20 protein-coding genes are annotated in these 22,088 nt (G+C 61.9%); 17 read left to right on the top strand and 3 right to left on the bottom strand.

Features of this window, described 5'->3' with window-relative positions:
• The first annotated feature begins 25 nt into the window (after positions 1–25).
• The 4 genes from EJL02_RS05010 to EJL02_RS04995 all read left to right on the top strand — a co-directional run bounded on the left by EJL02_RS05010 (position 26) and on the right by EJL02_RS04995 (position 6,586).
• Positions 26–1,363 carry a TolC family protein gene (locus tag EJL02_RS05010; protein ID WP_125115314.1) on the top strand — a complete coding sequence of 446 codons (1,338 nt, stop codon included), beginning with the start codon at positions 26–28 and terminating at the stop codon, positions 1,361–1,363.
• Between the two features lie 35 nt (positions 1,364–1,398).
• On the top strand, positions 1,399–2,610 hold the full coding sequence (locus tag EJL02_RS05005) for an efflux RND transporter periplasmic adaptor subunit (RefSeq protein ID WP_164510291.1): 1,212 nt from the start codon (positions 1,399–1,401) through the stop codon (positions 2,608–2,610).
• 7 nt (positions 2,611–2,617) lie between these two features.
• Positions 2,618–5,734: an efflux RND transporter permease subunit gene (locus tag EJL02_RS05000; protein ID WP_125115312.1), complete on the top strand. Its 3,117-nt coding sequence runs from the start codon at positions 2,618–2,620 to the stop codon at positions 5,732–5,734.
• 123 nt (positions 5,735–5,857) lie between these two features.
• Positions 5,858–6,586 carry a hypothetical protein gene (locus EJL02_RS04995; protein WP_125115311.1) on the top strand — a complete coding sequence of 243 codons (729 nt, stop codon included), beginning with the start codon at positions 5,858–5,860 and terminating at the stop codon, positions 6,584–6,586.
• 65 nt (positions 6,587–6,651) lie between these two features.
• Here EJL02_RS04995 and EJL02_RS04990 read toward each other — a convergent pair whose 3' ends face one another.
• Positions 6,652–7,401 carry a M23 family metallopeptidase gene (locus EJL02_RS04990; RefSeq protein WP_125115310.1) on the bottom strand — a complete coding sequence of 250 codons (750 nt, stop codon included), beginning with the start codon at positions 7,399–7,401 and terminating at the stop codon, positions 6,652–6,654.
• Positions 7,402–7,447: 46 nt separating this feature from the next.
• Entirely contained in the window at positions 7,448–8,416 is a 969-nt protein-coding gene (gene spoIID / locus EJL02_RS04985; protein ID WP_125115309.1) for a stage II sporulation protein D, read from the bottom strand.
• 151 nt (positions 8,417–8,567) lie between these two features.
• On the opposite strand from spoIID, the gene EJL02_RS04980 reads away from it, so the two are divergent.
• The 4 genes from EJL02_RS04980 to EJL02_RS04965 all read left to right on the top strand — a co-directional run bounded on the left by EJL02_RS04980 (position 8,568) and on the right by EJL02_RS04965 (position 12,165).
• On the top strand, positions 8,568–8,804 hold the full coding sequence (locus EJL02_RS04980; RefSeq protein ID WP_125115308.1) for a hypothetical protein: 237 nt from the start codon (positions 8,568–8,570) through the stop codon (positions 8,802–8,804).
• Entirely contained in the window at positions 8,782–9,099 is a 318-nt protein-coding gene (locus EJL02_RS04975; RefSeq protein WP_164510290.1) for an RNA polymerase sigma factor, read from the top strand. The genes EJL02_RS04980 and EJL02_RS04975 overlap by 23 nt, the downstream gene beginning before the upstream one ends.
• Before the next feature lie 500 nt (positions 9,100–9,599).
• The gene (gene rpsO, locus EJL02_RS04970; RefSeq protein ID WP_125115306.1) at positions 9,600–9,866 is read left to right on the top strand and encodes a 30S ribosomal protein S15; all 267 of its coding nucleotides are present in this window, start codon (positions 9,600–9,602) and stop codon (positions 9,864–9,866) included.
• Positions 9,867–10,041: 175 nt separating this feature from the next.
• On the top strand, positions 10,042–12,165 hold the full coding sequence (locus EJL02_RS04965; RefSeq protein ID WP_125115305.1) for a polyribonucleotide nucleotidyltransferase: 2,124 nt from the start codon (positions 10,042–10,044) through the stop codon (positions 12,163–12,165).
• Here the strand turns inward: EJL02_RS04965 and EJL02_RS04960 are convergent.
• On the bottom strand, positions 12,158–12,370 hold the full coding sequence (locus tag EJL02_RS04960) for a hypothetical protein (RefSeq protein WP_125115304.1): 213 nt from the start codon (positions 12,368–12,370) through the stop codon (positions 12,158–12,160). The genes EJL02_RS04965 and EJL02_RS04960 overlap by 8 nt on opposite strands.
• 63 nt (positions 12,371–12,433) lie before the next feature.
• Here EJL02_RS04960 and EJL02_RS04955 point away from each other — a divergent pair, with 63 nt between their 5' ends.
• The 9 genes from EJL02_RS04955 (at position 12,434) to EJL02_RS04915 (ending at position 22,016) form a co-directional block, all read left to right on the top strand.
• Entirely contained in the window at positions 12,434–13,360 is a 927-nt protein-coding gene (locus EJL02_RS04955; RefSeq protein ID WP_125115303.1) for a DnaD domain-containing protein, read from the top strand.
• 3 nt (positions 13,361–13,363) lie between these two features.
• Positions 13,364–14,362 (top strand): ATP-binding protein, encoded by a 999-nt coding sequence (locus EJL02_RS04950; RefSeq protein WP_125115302.1) that lies wholly within the window; start codon positions 13,364–13,366, stop codon positions 14,360–14,362.
• A 979-nt stretch (positions 14,363–15,341) separates the two neighbouring features.
• Positions 15,342–16,160: an Mrp/NBP35 family ATP-binding protein gene (locus tag EJL02_RS04945; RefSeq protein WP_125115301.1), complete on the top strand. Its 819-nt coding sequence runs from the start codon at positions 15,342–15,344 to the stop codon at positions 16,158–16,160.
• Positions 16,157–16,600, top strand: coding sequence for a NifB/NifX family molybdenum-iron cluster-binding protein (locus tag EJL02_RS04940; protein WP_125115300.1), 444 nt, complete (start codon positions 16,157–16,159; stop codon positions 16,598–16,600). The genes EJL02_RS04945 and EJL02_RS04940 overlap by 4 nt, the downstream gene beginning before the upstream one ends.
• 97 nt (positions 16,601–16,697) lie before the next feature.
• Entirely contained in the window at positions 16,698–17,423 is a 726-nt protein-coding gene (locus EJL02_RS04935) for a YczE/YyaS/YitT family protein (RefSeq protein WP_243114404.1), read from the top strand.
• Between the two features lie 213 nt (positions 17,424–17,636).
• On the top strand, positions 17,637–18,890 hold the full coding sequence (locus EJL02_RS04930) for a DapH/DapD/GlmU-related protein (RefSeq protein ID WP_125115299.1): 1,254 nt from the start codon (positions 17,637–17,639) through the stop codon (positions 18,888–18,890).
• Positions 18,891–18,938: 48 nt separating this feature from the next.
• Complete coding sequence (locus EJL02_RS04925; protein ID WP_125115298.1) at positions 18,939–19,898, top strand: ribose-phosphate pyrophosphokinase; 960 nt, start codon at positions 18,939–18,941, stop codon at positions 19,896–19,898.
• Positions 19,899–20,009: 111 nt separating this feature from the next.
• Positions 20,010–20,795 carry a TIGR00282 family metallophosphoesterase gene (locus EJL02_RS04920; protein ID WP_125115297.1) on the top strand — a complete coding sequence of 262 codons (786 nt, stop codon included), beginning with the start codon at positions 20,010–20,012 and terminating at the stop codon, positions 20,793–20,795.
• A gap of 39 nt (positions 20,796–20,834) precedes the next feature.
• A complete protein-coding gene (locus EJL02_RS04915) occupies positions 20,835–22,016 on the top strand; it encodes a metallophosphoesterase (protein WP_125115296.1) in 1,182 nt (393 codons plus the stop codon).
• The last annotated feature ends 72 nt before the right edge of the window (positions 22,017–22,088 follow it).

Genomic DNA, 22,088 nt, shown 5'->3' with positions numbered 1-22,088 from the left:
GCGGAAGGAGGCGATCGGGAATCAAATGAAACGGATACGAATTGCAGGCGCACTGCTGGCGGGCGTGCTGTGCGCCCAGTCGGTCGTTCCGGCGGGCGCGGTCAATGCGCTTGACCTGGCGGGCATCGGCATCGGGGCGGCCGCGTCCGCCGTGCAGGATGCGCTGGGCAGCGAGGGCGTCAACGCCGCGCCGCCGGTGCAGGACGAACAGTCGATTGGCTTTGCCGGGCTGGAAAAGACCGTGCGAGCCAACAACAAGACCATTCAGGGGTTTCAGAAAACGCTGGCGGGCATCGAGGACACCGATCTGGACGGACAGTTCATCGGGCAGGAGGCACAGTATACGGCCCAATATCAGCAGTATCAGGCGGAATACAACGTCTATGACCAGTATGTGAAGGCATTGCAGCAGTCCGCGGACGCGGGCAGCGATGTGGTACAGGCACAGATCGCCATGGCGATGGCGCTGCGCAAGATGGCGGAAGAGAGCATGCGCGCCACGCAGGCCATCATCAACGGGCTGGACGATGCGCAGGACGATGCGCAGGACCAGCTGGACGACACCTATACCGCGACCAAAAAGCAGCTGGAAAACGCCGCCAACCAGATCGTGGTCGGCGCGCAGACCGCGTACATCGGCATCATCACCACGAGGGAGGGCATCGCCACACTCGACCGCAGCCTCGCGGCGCTCGACCGCAGCATCGCGGCGGTCGAAAAGCAGGTTGAGCTGGGCATGGCGTCCCAGCTGACGCTGGATAATCTGCGGCAGTCGCGCCGCACGGCGGCCGCCCAGCGCGAGACGCTTACCCTGATGCAGACCTCGACGGAAAACCAGCTGTCGCTGCTGTGCGGCAATACCGCCACAACCACGGTTAAGCCGACCACGCTGCCCACGGTCACGGATAAGCAGCTGTCCGACATGAACTACGAAACCGATCTGGCCGAGGCGCTGGACAACAGTTACTCGATCTGGTCGGCGCAGGACGAGGTGCGCAAGGCGTCCAACGATTATGAGGACAATGTGACGACCACGGTAGATGCGTACGAGGCCGCCAAACTCAATCTGGAATACGCCAAGGAGAGCGCCACCAACTCGTTCCGGCAGATCTTTCAGGATGTGAAGGACAAAAAACGTCTGCTGGACGAGGCCAAAGCCGCATATGATACCGAGAAGAAGAACTTCGACGTGGACGCGCTGCAATATGAGCGCGGGATGATCTCGCAGCTCGATTACCTGACGGCGCAGGACGATCTGGCCGCCAAGCAGGACGCGGTGACCACGGCGGAGCACGATCTGTTTACCGCGTACAACACCGATGATTGGGCCAAGCGGGGGTATATGGCAGGCGGCGCGGCATGACGGCAAACGGAGAAAGCGAGCGACGGAGGACACAGATGAAAAGCAAACGTATTTTGGCTGCCGTAATGGCGGCGGCGCTGCTGCTGGGCGCGGGCTGCGGCCAGCAGGAGGAACAGGCGGAGGAAGCGCCCGCCGGCACCGCAGTGGAAGTGATGGCCGTCTCGTCCGGACCGATGAACGCGGAGTATTCGGTGACGGGCAAGGTCGTTGCGGTCAACGAGGTGCAGGTATTCCCGCTTTTGGCGGGGCAGGTGCTGACCCTGCCGGTCAAGGAGGGCGACAAGGTGACCAAGGGACAGGTGCTGTTCACGGTCGATACCTCGACGGTCACCTCCACACTGGGGGCGCTGCAGGAGTCGTACAGCGCCACCAAGGCTGCAACCGACAGCGCGATCTCCTCGGCGCAGATCGGGGTGCAGCAGGCGCAGCAGGCGCTGGACAACACCAAGGCGCTGTATGAGGTCGGTGCGGCGGCCGCGCAGGACGTGACGCGCGCGGAGCAGGCGCTGGCGCAGGCGCAGGCAGGCGTGGCGCAGGCGCAGGCGCAGCAGTCGGCGTCGCTGGCGCAGATCCAAGCGTCGATGGACCAGATCAACACGCAGGCGTCGCTCGGCACGGTCAAGGCACCCTGCGCGGGCACGATCACCGCGGTCAATGTGGTCAATGGCGGCATGGCCTCGTCCGCGCAGCCGGGCGTGGTCATCGCGGAGGACAGCAAGGTGGAGGTCACCGCATCGGTGGCGGAGGATGTGTTCGCCAACATCCACGAGGGCGACAGCGCGGGCGTCGTCATTTCGGTTTTGTCGGATGACATGGTGCAGGGTACGATCGGCTCGCTGCCCGCTGCCGCCAACCTGCAGACCAGCCTGTACGATATCCCGGTGCAGCTGCCGGCAGGCACCAATCCGCCGATCGGCTCGTTTGCGACCGTGACCTTCTATACCGCCCGCCGCAGCGATGCGCTGTCCGTCCCGACCGAGGCGATCCTGACCGGCTCGGGGGACGAGCGGTATGTGTTCGTGGTCGAGGACGGTGAAGAGGGCGAGACTGCGGCGCGCGTAGTGGTGCAGACCGGCCTGGTCAGCAAGACCGATACCGAGATCGTGTCCGGCCTTTCCGAGGGCGACCGCGTGGTCGTCAAGGGGCAGTCCTATCTGTCGGACGGCGCCATGGTGCGCGTGGTGACCGGCGAGGACGATGCGGCGGACGACGCCACGGACGACGCTGTGCAAAACGGGGAGGGCTGACACCCCTATGAAAATTGCGGAAAACTGTATCAAACACAATGTCATGACCATTCTGGCCTACATATTGATCGTTGTGTTTGGCTTTTACTTCTTTCAGTCGCTGCCGCTTGCGCTCATGCCCGATATGGAGCTGCCGGTGGCGATCGTGTACTCGACCTATGCCGGCGCGGGGCCGGAGGATATCGAGCAGCAGGTGACCCGGCCGCTTGAGTCCGCCTGTGCGGGCCTTGCGGGCCTGGAAACGCTCACCTCGACCTCGGCGGAAAACATGTCCATGGTCATCGTGCAGTTTGCCTACGGCACCGATCTGGATGAGGCGATGACCGACATGCGCGACAAGGTCGATCAGGCCAAATCCATGCTGCCCGAGGACGCGACCGATCCGACCGTCATGTCGATCGACATCGACTCCATGCCGGTCATCATGGTCGCGCTGCGCGGCAGCGATCTGGCAAGCCTCCAGTCCATGGCGGACGAGGAGATCGCCCCCGCGCTCGAGCGCCTGGACGGCGTGGCGTCGGTGGATATCTCGGGCGGCTACGAAAACGAGGTCGCGGTCAAGACCGACGCGGCGCGCCTGAAGGGCTATAACCTGACGGTCAGCTCGGTGGCACAGCAGATCGGCGCGGACAATATGGCCGTGCCGGGCGGCGAGCTGGACAGCGGCTCGCAGACCCTGTCCGTGCGCACGGACGGCGAATACCAGTCGATCGACGACGTGAAAAACGCGCTCATTTCGCTGCCCGCGGGCGGCACCGTGCGCCTGAGCCAGATCGCGGACGTTTCCCTGCAGCCCAAGGACCGCGATGCGCTGGCCAAGGTCAACGGCGAAGAGTGCCTGCTGCTGTCGGTCAACAAGCAGTCCGGCTCGAACACGGTCGAGATTGCCGAGCGCGCCAAGGAGCAGCTGGATACGCTGATCGCGAACAACGGCGCGCTGGAGTGGGATCTGGTCATGGACCAGTCCGACTATATCAACATGACGGTCGATAACGCGATGAGCAACATCTGGATGGGCGTGCTGTTCGCGGCGATCGTGCTGCTGGTGTTCCTGCGCGACTTCGGCGCGACGCTGGCGATCGCGATCGCGATGCCCTGCTGCATCCTGTTCACCTTCCTGCTCATGTACGCGCTGGATATCACGCTCAACATCATGTCGCTGGGCGGCATTGCGCTGGGCGTCGGCATGATCGTGGATAACTCGATCGTCGTGCTGGAAAACGTGTTCCATTACCGGGCGGACGGCTACGACCGCTGGGATTCCTGTGTCAAGGGCACGCACGAGGTCGTGCTGTCGGTCACGGCGTCCACGCTGACCACGATCGCGGTCTTTCTGCCGATCGGTCTGTCCGGCGGCCTGACCGGCATGATCTTCAAGGAGTTCTGCATCACGATCGTGGCGCTGCTGTCCTCGTCGCTGCTGATCTCGCTGACGCTCGTGCCGCTTCTGTGCTACATCCTGCTCGACCGCGGCGGCGTGCACCAGTTGGTGACCAAGCCGGGCCTGCGGGAGCAGGTCGTGGCGGATAAGCCGCTCACGCGCAAATACAAGCAGGTGCTCAAGCTGTTTATCACGCACCGCTGGGTCGGTCTGGCGGTCACCGCGTGCATCTGCGTGGTTTCCATTGCCAGCATCGCGCTGGCCGGTTCGGAGCTGCTGCCGGAAATGGATCAGGGACAGGTGGACGTCTCGGTCAGCATGCCCAGCGGCTCGACCATGGAGGAAACGGCCGCAGTGCAGGACCGCATTGTGCGCATTGTCGAGCAGACCGTGCCCGAAGTCGATCTGGTGTATTACAGCACAGGCAGCTCGACCTCGATCATGTCGAGCACCTCGGGCGCGAGCGTGACCGTTATGCTCCAGCCGGTGGCCGACCGTGACCGCTCGGCCTCGCAGATCGCCGCGCAGCTGCGCCGCGATCTGGCGGATATTGCGGGCTGCGAGATCACCGTGTCGGACGCGGGCATGATGATGATGGATACCGGTTCGGACATCAGCGTGCAGCTGTCCGGCAAGGATTACGACCAGCTCGCGGCGACCGCGGAGGATCTGGCAAACAAGATCGAAGCGCTGCCGGACGCGGTCAATGTGGAGTCCTCCGCGGGCGATCAGGTGCCGCGCGTGGCGATCAAGGTCAACCGCGAAAACGCATCCCGCTTCGGCCTGACGGCTGCCACCATCGGTACGCTGGTGCGCGGCGAGCTGACCGGTTCGGTGGCGACCACGCTGCGCATGAGCGGCGAGGAATACGACGTGACGATTTCGGGCGACGAGACGCTCACGCAGGATATGGATGCGCTCAAATCCTTGCAGCTGCCCGCGCCGACTGGCGGCACCGTGCCGCTGTCCATGGTCGCGGATGTGTATACCGAACTGTCGCCGCAGTCGATCTCGCGCATCAACCAGTACGAGACCGTGACCATCACGGGTGAGACCGAGTCGGGTGACAGCGTGGGGATCATGCAGCAGGTCAACGACCTGATCGCGAACTACCAGATGCCCGAGGGCATCGAGGTGGAGGACGGCGACACCGCGGCGTCCAGCATCGAAGAGACGACCCAGTCGCTGATGACCGCGCTGCTGGTGGCGATCTTGCTGGTGTACTTCATTCTGGCCAGCCAGTTCAACTCGTTCGTCCTGCCGGTGGCGATCATGCTCATCCTGCCGATCGGCCTGCTCGGCTCGCTGATCCTGCTGTGGCCGACCGGCAACAAGGTGTCCATGGTGGCGCTGCTCGCGGTTATCATTCTGGCCGGTACGGTGGTCAACTCGTCGATCGTGCTGATCGACTATATCCTGCAGCGCCGTCAGCGCGGCGAGGATAAGCAGACCGCCATCCTCAACGCCTGCCCGCGCCGCGTGCGTCCGGTGCTGATGACCGCGCTGACGACCATCCTCGGTCTGGTGCCGATGGTGTTCTCGGGCGGCGAAGGCTCGGAGATGATGAAGCCGATGGGCGTTGTGATGATGACCGGCATGGTGATATCCACGGTGGCGACGCTGTTTATCACGCCCGTGTACTACTCGCTGACCGACAGCCTGGCCGAGCGGATCAAACAGCGCTTTCATCGCCCGAAAAAGGGGCGCGGATGGCTGAAAAAGTGGAAAAAGGGCGACCAATGACGCATTTTCCAGATAACTGACCGTTGCAATTTTGCGCCGGATACGGTATGATTAAGGCGGCATCGCAGGGAGGCGGTGCCGCCTGATTTGCATGAGAAGAGAAGAAAGAGGGAGGCAGGCAGGATGAAACGATCGGTTGCCGCGGTGCTGCTCGGCACCCTGCTTTTGGCCGGTTGCACGCAGCAGAAGGATGTGGTGGAGCCCACCACGGAGGAAGCCGCCAAGGTCAATCCGCAGACGCAGGCGCTGGAGGCGGCGACGCAGGCGGGGCTGCTCAGCGACGATGCGAATACGGCGCTGACCGAGCAGGAGGCGCTCGATCAGGTCGCCGGTGCGGTGGACGAAAGCGAGTATACGGTGGAGGCGACGGACGAAACGCTGTCGGTCGGCGCGGACGAGGAACAGGCGCGCGAATACTATGTGTTCGCGGTCAGCGATACGTCGGGGCGGACGGTCGGCAAGGTCGCCGTGGACCGCGAAACGGGCGAGAAATATCACTATCTGGGTGACGGCGTGCTGGACGATTACAAAACCTTCCCGCTGTATGATGCTGCCGAACAGCATGAGGGCTGGCCGGGCAGCTATGTGAGCGCGGCGGGCGTGACGCTGACCATCACGCAGGAGGACCAGACCGGGATCTCGTACCGTTTTTCCGACGGCACGGCAGGCACGGCCGCGGTCAACGGCGAGACCGCCAAGTCCGCGGATGAGCAGATGAATTTCCTGCTCGCGGATGGCATCGTCACGGTGGCCGGCGGCGGGCTGACGGGCAACTATGCGGTGACGGTGGCGGACCAAGTGTCTGAACCGGAACAGGATGGGGCGGAAGCCTCTCCGGATGCCGCGGAATGACAACAACATACAAGCGCGCAAAGCCGCTGGACTTTTGTCCAGCGGCTTTGCTGCGTTTTGCGGTATTATTCGATTTCGCTTTCGCCCAGCAGCTCGAGCACATCGACCGGCGTGCCCGCGCGGGCGGCCTCGACATGCAGGTGCGGGCCGAGCGCGGCTTCCGCGTCGATGGTTTCCGCGACCGTGCCGATCGCTTCGCCCGCGGCGACGGCCTGTCCCTCCGCGACGCGCACGTCCGTGATGCCGCAATAGGTTGAGGTCAGGTCGGCGTCATGCGAGAGCGTGACGCATGTGCCGTACAGACCGTCCTCGACCACCTGCTGCACCGTGCCGTCGGTCAGCGCGAGCACGGTTTCCCCGGCTTCGGCGGCGAAGTCCGTGCCGGTGTGCACGCGCCAGTCGCCGAAGGTCGGCTGGAACAGCAGCTCATCGCCGGAAAACGGCGTGATCACCGCGCCGGCGACCGGACGCACATAGATGGGCGCGGAAACCGTCTCGACGGGCGCGGGCGCGGTTTCTGCGGCGGTGTCATCCGCCTGCTCAGGCGCGGCGCCGTCCGGTTCTTGATCGGCATCCGGCTCGTCCGCGTCGCCCGTCTCTTCGCTCAGCACCGGCGTATCCTCGCTCAGGTCGGGCAGGGATTCCGCGGGCGTGACGATGGGCAGGCTGGCCTGCGTCTCGTCCTCGGCGGGCGCGGTCGCGTCCGACCAGAGCACCCACGCGGACGCCGCGATAATGAGCGCGCAGACGGTCAGGATGGTGTAAAAGCCGCGGGTCGAAAGGACTGCGGTATGTTTGGAATGATATTGTTTCATATCCCTTTACCTCCGTTTTCTCCAGTATGGCCGCGGAGGAAAGGGTTTATACATGGGTCAGCACGGTATTCGGATAATAATGCGCCAAAATTTCCGCATAATCCGCCCCTTGCTCGGCCATATACTTGGCGCCGTACTGCGACAGGCCGACGCCGTGGCCGTAGCCGATGGTGTGGAAGGTGATGCTGTCGTCCGTGGTGGTGATGGTGAAGTTGGTCGATTGCAGGCCGAACAGCTCGCGCACATCCGTGCCCTCGACGGTCACGCCGCCGAGTTTGACCGTGATGACGCCGCCCGCATCCGACCGGGTCGAGGCTTTGAACCACTCGCTTGGCGCGCCGGATACGTCCGCCGCCGGAAACGCATCCGCGACTTTTTGACGAAATTCGTCCGCGGACACGGTCACCGCCGCTTCATAGCCGTCATAGGCCGTACCGCCCGGGCTGACCACGCTTTGCAGATAGGGCACGTCCTCGCCCCACACGTCGAGGGCGGCTTCGGTGCGCGGCCCGCTGACGCAGTGGAATACCGCCGCGATCGGCGCGCCGTCATAGGTCAGGATCTCGCCCTCGGTGTCCTGCACGGCCTGCTGCACGCGCGCAAGGTCATTGCCCGCCGCGGTCTCGACCGCGATATCGCGGTAGGCGGCGCAGTGGTGGAAGTCGTCGCAGACGTCGGCGTCGGGGTGCGCGTCCGGACGGCCGGAAGCCATTTTGTAAACCGCGTAGGTGCGCGCGGCAACCGCCTGCGCGCGGATCGCGTCGATCGGAAAATCATTGGAGATCTCCGCTGCGACCACGCCCGCGACATAGGTTTCGAGCGGCAGCTCGGTCGGCGTGCCGTCGATCGAGACGGTCACGGTGGAGTAGTCGCCGGTGGGGGCGGCAGTGTTCTGAACGGGGACGGAAGCGGTCGCGGCATCGACGGTTTCCGCCCGGCCGCCGAGCAGCAGCGCCGCGGGGATCAGATAAAGCGCCAGCACGAGCGCGCTGCCGGTCAGCAGCAGTCTGCGCATGTCCGATGCCTCCTTTCTTCTCCCAGTATATGTGGGTAAAAAGATTGATAGCACACCAAATGTAGGCTGATGTTGACATCATTTCCAATATGTAGTATTATGTGAATCAAGAAATACGAACAAATGTTCGATAATTGCAAGGAGGAAGGACATGCAGCTGCAAGAAATGGCAAGGGAGTACCGGTCCAACACGGCGCTTCTGGAGCTGCGCCTGAAGCTGTTGCAGGCAGCGCGGCGCCGCGCGAAACAGAACGAGGTCAAATACCGTCTCAAACGGCGCATCAACTGTTTGCAGGTGCTGATCAACGAAAGCCGCAAAACGGCCTTTGTGCTGGAACACTACTATGACAAAGGAGGAAACGGACATGAGAACAGAAAGGCTGTCTGAAGGAGCGGCGGACCGCGCGGCGTACGAGCGGTATCTGGCGGAGATCGGGGCGGACGACAGCGCGTTCCGCGCCAAGTTCCGCGAGGCGTTTTTCCATGCCCTGCGCGAGCAGCTGACCGCGCGGCAGTATCAGGTTCTGTGGCTGAGCGAGGTGGAAGGACTGTCCGGCAAGGAGATCTCCTATCAGCTGGGTATCAGCCAGTCAGCGGTGTCGCGCCATCTGACGCGCGGCAAAAAGCGGCTGCGCGTGCTGCTGGCCTATAATCTGGAGCTGCGCAGCAACGAGTTTGCGTAGCGGCAGCGCTCTCTTTTCAGTGTGCGCCGGACAGGCATAAAAAAACGCCTCCGGCGGCAAAATGTCCCGGAGGCGCGGCGGAAAGCAAAAAAAGAACGCGACATCAGGCCGCGCTATTGCACCGCCCCGTCGCGTGTCTTTAGCAATAAATAAAAACGGCTTCAAGCGAAAGGATGTTCAGCTGTCCACCGATGATGGTAGAATTATAGCACTGGAAAAGTTGTTGGGACAAGATGAAAAATCGACAAAATCTCGTTCACAATTTATTCATAATTGTACAATTCGACAAAATGGCCAAAGAAAAGTGCGAAAATGCGGCAAAGTAAATAAAAAAGCAGAAATTACTTTACAAATTCGTTCGGTCATGGTATCATATATTGTGCTTTCGCCCCGCGCTTAGCTGCCGGACTTCCGGGTGCGTCCCTACCGTGCCCATTTCACCAGCCGCAGCCCAGCCTGTGGGTAAGTAAAAAAATATCATTTGAAAGGTGAAACACATCATGATCCGTAAGGAAGAAAAGACTGCCGTTATCGAGGCAAACCGCATCCACGCAACCGACACCGGTTCTCCGGAGGTTCAGGTAGCGATCCTGACCGCGCGCATTCAGGAGCTCACCGAGCACCTGAAGGTCCACAAGAAGGACAACCACTCCCGCCGCGGCCTGCTCAAGATGGTCGGCCAGCGCCGTTCCATGCTGGCTTACCTGCAGAAGAAGGACATCAACCGCTACCGTGCGCTGATCGCCAAGCTCGGCATCCGTAAGTAAGAAGAACAAGCAAATAGGGGAGCAGTCTGCTCCCCTGTTTCTGTTTTCCAAAGGAAGGCGGCAAAACCGCTTTTTAGCAGTTGAAGGAGGAACGGAACGGCCTTTGCCCGTTTTTGCTTCAAGTGCTAAAAAAGTGATGCGCCGCCCTCCGCAACACAAAAAAGGAGGACAAAACATGGCAAACATCAATCCCTTTGACTTCAAAAACTACCGCGTTTTTGAAACCGAGATCGCCGGCCGCAAGCTGACCGTCGAAACCGGCAAGATGGCCCAGCTGGCCAACGGCTCGTGCCTGGTGCGCTACGGCGACACCGCCGTGCTGGTCACCGCGACCGCATCGGCCAAGCCGCGCGACGGCATCGACTTTTTCCCGCTCTCGGTCGATTTTGAAGAGCGTCTGTATGCGGTAGGCCGCATCCCGGGCAGCTTCATGCGCCGCGAGGGCCGTCCGAGCGAACGCGCGATCCTCGCGTCCCGCCAGATCGACCGCCCGATGCGTCCGCTGTTCCCGAAGGACCTGCGCAACGACGTTTCCATCGTCTGCACGGTGCTGGAAAACGATTATGACAACTCCCCCGAGGTGGTCGGCCTGCTGGGCGCGTCCATCGCGGTTTCAATCTCGGACATCCCGTTCGACTACGTCGTTGCGGGCTGCCAGGTCGGCATCATCGACGGCAAGACCATCATCAACCCGACGAGCGAGCAGCGTAAGCAGTCCGAGATGGACGTTACCCTGTGCGCGACCAAGGACAAGATCGTCATGATCGAAGCGGGCGCGAAGGAAGTGCCCGAGGACGATATGTTCAACGCACTCATGGAGGCGCACGAGGAACTCAAGAAGATCTGCGCGTTCATCCAGGGCATCAAGGACGAGATCGGCAAGCCGAAGTTCGAGTACGAGCATCACGACATCGACCACGAGCTGTTCGACAAGCTCGAGGCCGAGTGCAACGACAAGTTTGAGGTCGCCATGGACACCGACGACAAGACCGTCCGCGACGCGGGCGTGCGCGAGATCGTCGATGCGTTCGAGGCGACGCTTTCTGACGAATACAAGGAAGAGCATGGCGCGAACCTTTCCGAGTGCGTGGACAAGCTGCAGAAGAAGATCGTGCGCCGCTGGCTGGCAAACGGCAAGCGCGTGGACGGCCGCGGCATGGAGGAAGTCCGTCCGCTGGCTGCCGAAGTGCATGTGCTGCCGCGCGTTCACGGTTCGGGTATGTTCACCCGCGGCCAGACCCAGGTGCTGACGCTGTGCACGCTGGGCACGCTGGGCGATGCGCAGGAGCTGGACACCATCTTCGAGGAGAAGGAAAAGCGCTATATCCACCACTACAACTTCCCGTCCTTCTCGGTCGGCGAAACCCGTCCGTCCCGCAGCCCCGGCCGTCGTGAGATCGGCCATGGTGCGCTCGCCGAGCGCGCGCTGCTGCCGGTCATCCCGCCGGTCAGCGAGTTCCCGTATGCGCTGCGTCTGGTTTCCGAGGTCATTTCCTCCAACGGTTCTACCTCGCAGGGTTCGGTCTGCGGTTCCACCCTCGCGCTGATGGACGCCGGTGTGCCGATCAAGGCGCCGGTTGCGGGTATTTCCTGCGGCCTGATCACCGACGGCGGTCAGGAGACCACCTTCACCGATATTCAGGGCGTTGAGGACTTCTACGGCGACATGGACTTCAAGGTTGCCGGCACCAAGAAGGGCATCACGGCCATTCAGGTTGATATCAAGGTCGATGGTCTGACCCCGAACATCATCAAGCAGGCGTTCGAGAAGTGCCGCGTGGCACGTTACGGCATCCTGGATGAGATCATGCTCAAGGCCATTCCGGAGCCTCGTGCGGACGTATCCGAGTGGGCGCCCAAGATGACCACCATGCACATCCATCCGGACAAGATCCGTGAGGTCATCGGCAAGGGCGGCAGCGTGATCCAGAACATCGTGGCCGAGTCCGGCGCCAAGGTTGACATCGAGGACGACGGCACGGTCACCATCGCGGCGGTCAAGGCTTCCGACGCGGAGAAGGCCAAGAAGATGATCGAAGCGATCGTCAAGGAGCCCGAGCCGGGCGAAATCTACTACGGCAAGGTCGTGCGCCTGATGAACTTCGGCGCGTTCGTCAACCTGCTGCCGGGCAAGGACGGCATGGTGCACATTTCCAAGATGGCCGACCACCGCATCGAAAAGGTGGAGGACGCCGTCAAGGAAGGCGACATGGTCTGGGTCAAGGTCATGGAGATCGACGACAAGGGCCGCGTCAACCTGTCCATGAAGGACGTCAAGCCGGAAGAGAAGATCAAGTAATCTTCGTTTCAAGCGTACAGCTTGAAACGACAAACGGCATCGCCAGCCTGCGGCTGGGAATGCCTATTGCAGCAAAGCAGCGCAGGAATTTTGATTCCTGCGCCGTTTTGCTGTTTGGGAAAAAAGGCAGGCGCATGTCCCGCCTTTTTTCTGCCCGCGCGCAGCGCGTGCAAAATATCACGTCCTGCGTCCCGTCCTTTTCCATTTGCCCGGCTGTGCGGGCTGTGTTATAATAAAAGCCAATCCCATTTGGAAAGGAAATGAACCGATGGCCCAGACCTCCGTTTCGCTCCCCGAGGGCGAGTTGCGCGTGGCGCGCTGCGACATGCTGGACAAGCTGATCGCCGCCGCGGACGGCGACGCGGCGCTGCTCTATCTTTACGTCCTGCGGCACGGCAGCGCGGACGGGAAAACCGCCGCGCGTGCGCTGCATCTGCCGCAGGAGCGGTATGAGCGCGCGGCCTTCACGCTCAACGGGCTGATCACGCCCGCCGCACCGCCGCAGGAGGACAAGCCTGCGGACGCGCCGCAGTATACGGCCGACGAGCTGCGCCGCGCGCGGCTGGACGACCACAAGTTTGCCGCGGTCTGCGAGAGCGCGGAGGGTGTGCTCGGCCGCACGCTGACCGAGGGGCAGCTGCGCTGCCTGCTGACGGCCTATGACCACCTCGGCCTGTCGGCGGGGGCGATCATCGAGCTGCTCAGCTATCTCAAGGGCGAAAAAGGCGTGGTGCGGCTGGCCGATATCCGGCGCGAGGCCTATCTGTGGGCGGATATGGGCGTGGTGAGCGCGCAGCAGGCGCAGCAGTATCTGGCACGCAAGGCAAACGAAAAGCCGCTGAGCGAGGCGGTGTACAAGGCGCTCGGCGCCGATCCGGCGCAGCCTGCACCCAAGGCGCAGCGCGTGTGCCGCTTTGCGCTGGCGCACGGCTTCCCGCCCGAGGCGATCGCACTGGCGGTGCGGCGCACGGACAAGCAGCAGGGGCATAAGAGTCTGGACTACACGCTCGGCATCCTGCGCCGCTGGGACGAGGCGGGCGTACATACGGTCAGCGAGATCACCGCGCTCGAGCCCGAGACGCGCGCGGCCGTCGGGCAGACTCCGGCGCAGCCGACCGATCCGGGCACGCTGGCCGCGTGGGAGCAGGACTGGGCGGCGCGCGTGCGCAGCCACCGCCGCAAAACGGAGGAATAAACCATGGCATACGATAAAAAACTGTTGGCCGAGGCGCGGCGCGAGCTGGAACGCGAGCGCGCGGCGCGCAGCGATGCGTTTGAGGAGCGGCGGCGCGAGGTATATGCGCGCGAGCCGCGCATCCGTGCGATCGACCGCACGCTGTCGCAGACGGCAGCGTCGGTTCTGCGCGCGGCGCTCAATACGGGCGGTGATCCGACGGCCGCCATCGAGGGCCTGCGCGCGCACAATCTGGAATTGCAGGCCGAGCGCGCCGGGCTGCTGCGCGGCATGGGTCTGCCGGAGGATTATCTGACCGAAAAACCGCTGTGCGTAAAGTGCGGCGACACGGGTTACGCGGGCAGCGCGACCTGCGACTGCGTCAAAGAGCGGTATGCCAAGCTGCTGCGCGAGCAGCTGTCCGCGGTGCTGCCCATCCGCGACCAGAATTTCGCGCATTTCCGCATGGACTATTATTCCACCCGGCCGGACAAGCGGCTGGGGCTGTCCCCGCGGGAGAACATGGAGTACAATCTGGACGAGTGCAAGGCGTATGCCGAAAAATTCGGCAAACATTCGCCCAATCTGCTGCTGTACGGTTCGACCGGTCTGGGCAAGACTTTTTTGTCCTCGTGCATCGCCGAGGCGGTGGCGGCGCGCGGCTTTTCGGTCGCGTATGACACCGCGATCAACATTGTCGCAGCGTATGAGACGATCAAATTCGGCAACGGCAACGGCGAGGAGGCCGCCGAGCGCGCCGCGCGCTACGAGCGGGCCGACCTGCTCATCATCGACGATATGGGCACGGAGATGGGCACGGCGTTCACCGTGTCCGCACTGTATAACCTCATCAACAACCGCCTGATGGCCGGGCGGCCGATGATCGTCAACACCAACCTGCCGCCCGAGGCACTGAGTGAGAAATATTCGCCCGCCGTGGCGTCCCGCCTGCTGGGCGAGTTCGTGTCGCTGCGCTTTTTCGGCGACGATATCCGCCTGCTGAAAAAACAACAGCAGAGATAGGCGACGTAGAAAACAGGAGCGCAGCGATATGAAAATAACAAAATTCGGGGGCGTGTACCTCGAATTTTGACCACGACCCGCGCATTTTTTGCGCGAAACCGGGGGTATCGGTGCCGGTTTTCTCTGGAACCGGCGCCGTATCCAGGGGGTATGGATACCCCCTGGAGGGACGCCGCTTGCCGGCGTCCCAAATTGTAAACAATTCTTTCACAGGCCGTTCAAAATTTATTCACATATTCCCTGCGGGGATGGGGTATACTAAGCATGTCGATCAGGGAAGCCGCAATCCCGAATCGACAGCCTACCGATCTTTTATTTCTCTTTTACCCCCCTTTATTTTGTGAAATGAGCGAAAAACCCCCGGTTCCATTTCCCCCATGGGCCGGGGGTTTTTCCTGCCTTTTTTGCCGCGCGGCCAAAGTCATAAACCTTTCAAAGTATGTTCAAAAGCTGTTCACACTTTTTTCCACCGGCTGCGCTATACTATGATTGTCGGAAGGGAAAGACACCAGCCCAACCGACACCCCTTTTTACAATGTTTTCTTTCTTTCACCTTTTCTTTTTATCCTCTTTTTCATTTTGCATTGGCGTGCGCCCTGTTTTCCATTCCCCCCCTTGTGGAAAACAGGGCGTTTCCCATGTCTGCGGGAAAAATATGCCGGAAACAATTCTTTCACAGCATATTTATAATCTGTTCACACTTTGCACACGCAGACAGGGTATACTAAGCATGTCGATCAGGGAAGCCGCAATCCCGGGTCGGCAGCCTACCGATCTTTTATTTCTCTTTTTACCCCCCTTTTTCAAATCTGTGTAGTGAATGGGCAAAGCGCCGTCGTCTCGTTTCCCCCGACGAGACGGCGGCGCTTTCCTGTTGTGCGGCGGATGTGGCCGGACATGATTGCCCCTTGCACAAGAGAAAACAATGCGGTATACTAAAAAATAGGCAACAAAAAGATATGTTAGGAGTTGTTGAAGTATGGGTTGTTCGCATAACTGCGAATCCTGTTCTGCGGGCTGCGGCGGCGAAAAGAGCCTGAAGGTCGCGGCAAATCCCGCGGCTTCGGTCAAAAAGGTGATCGGCGTTGTGTCCGGCAAGGGCGGCGTCGGCAAAAGCCTGCTGACCTCGATGCTCGCCGTCGGCATGACGCGCAAGGGCTATACCTGCGGCATCCTGGACGCGGACATCACCGGCCCGTCTATCCCCAAGACCTTTGGCGTGCATGACAAGCTCGAAGGCTGCGAGGAAGGCATCCTGCCCGCGCGCAGCGAGGGCGGCGTGCAGATGGTTTCCATCAACCTGGTGCTGCCCAACGAGGATGACCCGGTCATCTACCGCGGGCCGATCATCGCGGAAACCGTCAAGCAGTTCTGGTCGGATGTGGTATGGGACGACGTGGATTTCCTGTTCGTCGATATGCCGCCCGGCACGGGCGATGTACCGCTGACCGTGTTCCAGTCCCTGCCGGTGGACGGCATTCTGGTCGTCACCTCGCCGCAGGATCTGGTCAGCATGATCGTGGGCAAGGCGGTCAAGATGGCCAAGATGATGAACATCCCGCTCATCGGCGTGGTGGAGAATTACAGCTATCTGGAGTGCCCGGACTGCGGCAAGCATATTTCGGTCTTTGGCGAAAGCCATGTGGACGAAGTGGCATCCGAGTACGGTCTGCCCGTACTGGCCAAGCTGCCGATCGATCCCAAGCTGGCCGCGGCGGTGGACGCCGGCAAGATCGAGGACGCCAAGCTGCCGGATGCGCTGAAAGATGCGCTCAAGACGGTGGAGGGCCTTCGATGAACATCGGTGTCGCATATGACGGCGGCCAGATCGCCAAGAATCTGGGCGAGTGCCGCTCGTTCCTGATCGTCAGCGCGGAGGGGCAGACCCCGACGGGCAAGCGGCTGGCCTCGGTGGAGGGCACCAGCACGACCGATTTGCTCAAGCTGGCGAGTCTGGAAAAAGTGGATGTGCTGATCTGCGGTGCGCTGGGTCTGGCCATGCGCAACGCGCTCGAGATGATCGGCGTGCTGCTCGTGCCGGGCTGCGAAGGCTCGGCGGAGGAAGCGGTCGCCAAGTTCCTCGTGGGCGAGAAACAGGGCGATCCGACGCTGCTCGAAATCGGCCGGGAAGAGGACCCGGACGACCCGATGGCGTGCATGCACGACTGCGCCAAGTGCGCGGGCTGCGGCCCGATCGAGATCCTGCGGCAGATCCCGCAAGTGCAGGAAGAGAACTGAAACCGAACGGGGCGTCCGATGTGGGACGCCTCGTTTTTACGGCATCGTCCGAAAGGGGGCGGACGGTCAAACAGGCAACGGAGATTCGGGAGGAAAAATGAGGAAGTTAGTTTATCGGTATTTGTGGTTTACGATTGGCGTTATCATCAATTCGTTCGGTGTGGCAATCATCACTAAGGCGGCGCTCGGCACTTCGCCGATTTCGAGCGTGCCGTATGTGCTCAGCCTGCGGTTCCCGTGGTCGCTCGGGCAGTTTACGTTTGTGATGAACCTGCTGTTTATTGCGGCGCAGGTGGTGCTGCGCGGGCGCAAGTTCCCGCCCATCCAGCTTTTGCAGATCGTGGTCAATCTGGTGTTCAGCGCGTTTATCGACGTCGGCATGAAGGCGCTGTGGTGGTTCGAGCCAAGCTCGCTGCCGGTCAAACTGGTGGCGCTCGTGATCGGCTGCGCGGTGCTGGGCTTCGGCATCAGCGTCGAGGTCGCGCCGGATGCGCTGCTGGTGCCCGGCGAGGGCGTGGTCGGCGCGATCACCGACCGGACAGGCAAGCGCTTCGGCTCGGTCAAGATCCTGTTTGACGTTACGCTGGTCATCATCGCGCTGATTCTGTCCTTCATCTTCTTCCGCGGCATCAATGGCCTGGGTCTGGGCACGATCGTGTCCGCGCTGATCGTGGGCCGTTTTGTCAACCTGTATAATGCGCGCCTGCCGCTCATCCCGCGCATCCGTATGCTGCGCGCGGTGGCCGTGCCGGCAGACGCGGCGCCGGCGGATGCGGAACCGGCACAGGAAGAGACGGCGTCGTCCACAGCGTCAGAAGAATAAAATAAACAGACAGCGCCCGGTGGGCAAAGCCGGGCGACACAGGCTGTCCGCCATGCGCGGACAGCTTTTTTGTCAGCAAACAGCGAAAAAAACCTTACTGTGCAAGGAAATTTATCGAAAAATGCTGATGCTTTTTATACAGGGGTGTTGTATAATAAATCTGTAACCGAAAACGGGGCTGTGCAGCCCCACGGAAACGGAAGGATTTTCTGCATGAATAAAATTACCGCCGCCCTGGTTGGCGGCCTGTTTGACGAAGGCGGTTTTTCCGCCTACGCACGTCCGGTGCTGTTCGGCACGGCAGGCGATGCGGTGCTGGGCGAGCTGCCCGACACGGTGGATGCGTGCTGCTTTGTGCACGATGACAGAGAGCCTGCACTGGCGGGTGCGGAAAGCATTGCGCTGACCGAGCCCAACCGCTTTGCGGCGCTGCATGCGCTGCCCGAAAGCGAGCATGTGCTGGTGATTGCCGCGCCGTTTGCGCTGGCGGAGGACGATGCGCTCACCCATCTGACCGAAACGCATGTTATGACCGGCTACGGCGTGAGCGTGCTGGTGGCAGAGCAGCAGGGCTTCGACGCGGAGGGCCAGCCCATCCCGCGCGATGCGCACTGCCTTGCGGCGATGTTCACTTGGGAGATGCTGCAAAAGGCGCTCGCGGCGGGCGGCGACACGCTGGATGCACTCGTGTCCGCGGCGGTGGCCGCAGGCGCGCAGAAGGGCGTGGCCGTGACCAATGAGATCGTCGAGATCCGCGACGGCGGTTCGGCCTATATCGCGTTCCGCGCGATGGTAAACCGCGTCAACTTCGCGCTCATCGACAAGGGCGTGCAGATCTTCGATCCGGCGAACACCTATATCGCGCCGGACGCCGAGATCGAGCCGGGCGTCACCATCCTGCCGGGCTGCCATATCCGCCCGGGCTGCAAGGTGGGCGCGGGCGCGGTCATCGGCCCGAATACCATTCTGGAAAAGGCTGAGATCGGCGCGGGCACGACGGTCAACAACTCGCAGGTGTATGAGTCCACCATCGGCGCACACACCACGGTCGGCCCGTTTGCCTATGTCCGTCCGCAGTGCACGATCGGCGACGGCTGCCGCATCGGCGACTTTGTCGAGCTGAAGAAGTCCACGATCGGCAACGGCACCAAGGTGTCCCACCTGACCTATATCGGCGACGCAACCGTCGGCGAGCGGGTCAATTTCGGCTGCGGCACGGTTGTGGTCAACTACGATGGGTATCATAAGTACCAGACCGTCATCGGTGACGATTGCTTCATCGGCTGCAACACCAATCTGGTGTCGCCTGTGACGCTCGGCGACCGCGCGTTCACCGCGGCGGGCGCAACGATCACCAAGGACGTGCCGGCAGGTGCGCTGGCGGTTGCCCGTGCGCGGCAGACCACGCTCGAGGGCTGGAACGATCGCCGCCGCGCGGCACACGAAAAAGAGCAAGACAAAAAGTAAAAATAGAAAAAACGGGATAAATTTTATCATTATGACGGAGGCTTACCAATGATTTCTCACGGAAAAAATATTAAAATTTTCTCCGGCAACTCTCACCCCGCACTGGCAATGCAGATTGCGTCCGCGCTCGGCCTGCCGATCGGCAAAGCGGCGATCTCCACCTTTGCGGACGGCGAAATCTCGGTTTCCATTTCCGAGTCTGTGCGCGGTTCGGACGTATTTCTGGTGCAGTCCACCTGCGGCCCGGTCAACAACAACCTGATGGAGCTGCTTATCATGATCGACTCCTGCAAGCGCGCGTCTGCGGGCCGTATCACGGCGGTCATTCCGTATTTCGGCTATGCGCGTCAGGACCGCAAGAGCAAGGCGCGTGACCCGATCTCGGCAAAGCTGGTGGCGAACCTGATCACCGCCGCGGGCGCGGACCGCGTGCTGACCATGGACCTGCACGCAGCGCAGATCCAGGGCTTTTTCGATATCCCGGTGGACAACATGCTTGGCTCTTCCGTGCTGATCCCGTATATCGCGGGCAAGTTCGGCGTGGGCACCGAAGATACCGTCATCGTTTCTCCCGACCTTGGCTCGGTCACCCGTGCGCGCAAGTTCACCGAAAAGCTGGACATGCCGCTTGCCATCATTGATAAGCGCCGTCCGAAGGCGAACGTATCCGAGGTCATGAACATCATCGGCAACGTCGAGGGTAAGAAGTGCATCCTCGTGGACGACCTGATCGACACGGCGGGCACGCTCGTGCACGCGGCGGACGCGCTGGTCGAAAAGGGCGGCGCGACCGAAGTGTACGCCTGCGCAACCCACGGCGTACTGTCCGGCCCGGCGATCGAGCGCATCGCGAACAGCCCGATCAAGGAGATGGCGATTCTGGATACCATCCCGCTGCCGAGCGAAAAGAAGCTGGACAAGATCAAGGTCCTGTCGGTGGCGCCGGTGTTCACCGAGGCCATTGCGCGTATTTACGAGGAAACCTCGGTTTCTACGCTGTTTGACTGAGATCCATTGGCAATTTGACAATTTGGGGGCGGACAACAGACGATTGTCCGCCCTTTCTCTCTATCCGGCGGCGTTTGGCGGCCGGAAAATACAAAAAAGCGAGGAACAGGCATGAAACTTCTCACGGTCGGCGACGTGGTCGGCGAGTCCGGCATTGATACCCTGCACGCGCTGCTGCGCCGCGTCAAACGCGCGCACGGCGTGGATTTTGTGATCGTCAACGGCGAAAACGCCGCCGGGCGCGGCATCACGCCCAAACAGGCGGACGATATCTTCGCCGCGGGCGCGGATGTGGTCACGCTGGGCAACCATGCGTTTTCCAAACAGCAGATCGCGCCCTATCTGGACGAGCGGCAGGATATCCTGCGCCCGGCGAACCTCGCCCCGCAAAGCCCGGGACAGGGCTGGGGCATTTACGACGGCCCGCAGGGCATGCGGCTGCTGGTGATGAACCTGATCGGCCGCTGCGACATGCATTACGGGCCGGACAATCCGTTTTTGTGCGCGGACAAGATCCTGCGCGAGGCGCAGGGCAAATATGACATCGCGCTGGCCGAGATCCACGCCAATGCCACGAGCGAAAAGCTCGCCATGGGCTATTATCTGGACGGCCGCGCGGCCGCCGTCTGGGGCACGCACACCCATGTGCAGACCGCGGATGAGCGCATCAACCCCAAAGGCTCGGGCTATATCACCGATGTGGGCATGACCGGCCCGATCGTGTCCGTGCTGGGCGTGCGGGTCGAGCAGTCGATCGCGATGTTCCGCGGCGACCTGACCGAGTATTTCAAGACCGCGCCGGGCGACTGCGCGCTGTCGGGCGCGGTGTTCGACCTCAGCCGGGACGGCAAGTGCCGCGCGGTCACCCGTGTGTGGGAGCGCTGGGCGCAGCCGTAAGCATTCGCAAAACCCATCGGCCGGAAAGGAGGGCGGCATATGATCGCGATTTTTCTGGCGCCGTTTTATATTCTGCTCAACCTTTATCTGGCGCGCTGGGTGCTGCGCTGGACGGGCGCGTGCCATCGCGTGTTCGGCACAAAGGCCTTCCGCGCGGTGTTTATCGTGCTGTATGCACTGGTCGCGTCCGCGCCGCTGAGCGGATTTCTCATCCGGTCGCCGGATGGACTGCGGCGGCTATTGCTGCAAATCGGCAACCACTGGTTCGGCTGGATGCTGTATCTCGTACTGGCGGTTTTGGCCGTCGAGCTGGCGCTGGTGGGCATCCGCCGCGCGCGCGGCAAGGATTTCGTGCAGATGCAGCAGGTGCGGCGCGTACAGGGCGGCGTGGCGCTCGCGCTGGTGTGCGCGGTCAGCCTGTACGGTATGGCGCATGCGGAGCAGCTGCATGTGACCGACTATGACGTGACGCTGCAAGGCGCGGGCGAGGACATGACGGTCGCGCTGCTGGCCGACCTGCATCTGGGGTACAGCACCGAGGTGGACTACATCGAGCAGGCGGTCGCAGCCATCAACGAGATGCAGCCCGATCTGGTCGTGATCGCGGGCGATATTTTTGACAACGCCTATGAAGCCATGCCCGAACCCGACCGCATCGCGGCGGCGCTGGCATCTCTCGACAGTACATACGGCACTTACGCCTGCTGGGGCAACCACGACGTATCCGAGCCGATTCTGGCGGGGTTCACCTGGGACACGGCGGACGAGGACAAAGACGACCCGCGCATGACCGAATTTCTGGCAAAAGCCGGCGTGACGCTGCTCGAGGACCGCGCGGTCACGCTGGAAAACGGTGTGCAGCTGGTCGGACGGCGCGACCCGTCGCGCGCGAAAAAGCTGGCCGAGCAGCGGCTCGAACCGGCGCAGCTGCTGGCCTCACTTGACCCGGACCGGCCGATTTTCGTGATCGACCACCAGCCAAAGGAGCTGGATGCGCTCGCGCAGGCGGGTGCGGACCTCGACCTGTCCGGCCATACGCATGACGGGCAGCTGTTTCCGGGCAACCTGCTCATGTACCTGCTGTGGGACAACGCCTGCGGCTGCGTGCAGGTGGGCGGCATGACGTCGGTCGTCACCAGCGGCCTCGGCGTCTGGGGACCGGATATGCGCGTCGGCACGAACAGCGAGGTCGTCTGTATTTCCGTGCATTTTTCAAAATAATGCACGACGGACAAGCGTCCATGTACGGAAAACAACCAAAAAGAAAAGGGAGTTTTGTACATTCTGCAAGAA

The organism is Agathobaculum sp. Marseille-P7918, assembly GCF_900625105.1.
Taxonomy (GTDB): Bacteria; Bacillota; Clostridia; order Oscillospirales; family Butyricicoccaceae; genus Agathobaculum.
This window is presented reverse-complemented; position numbering and strand designations above follow the sequence as displayed.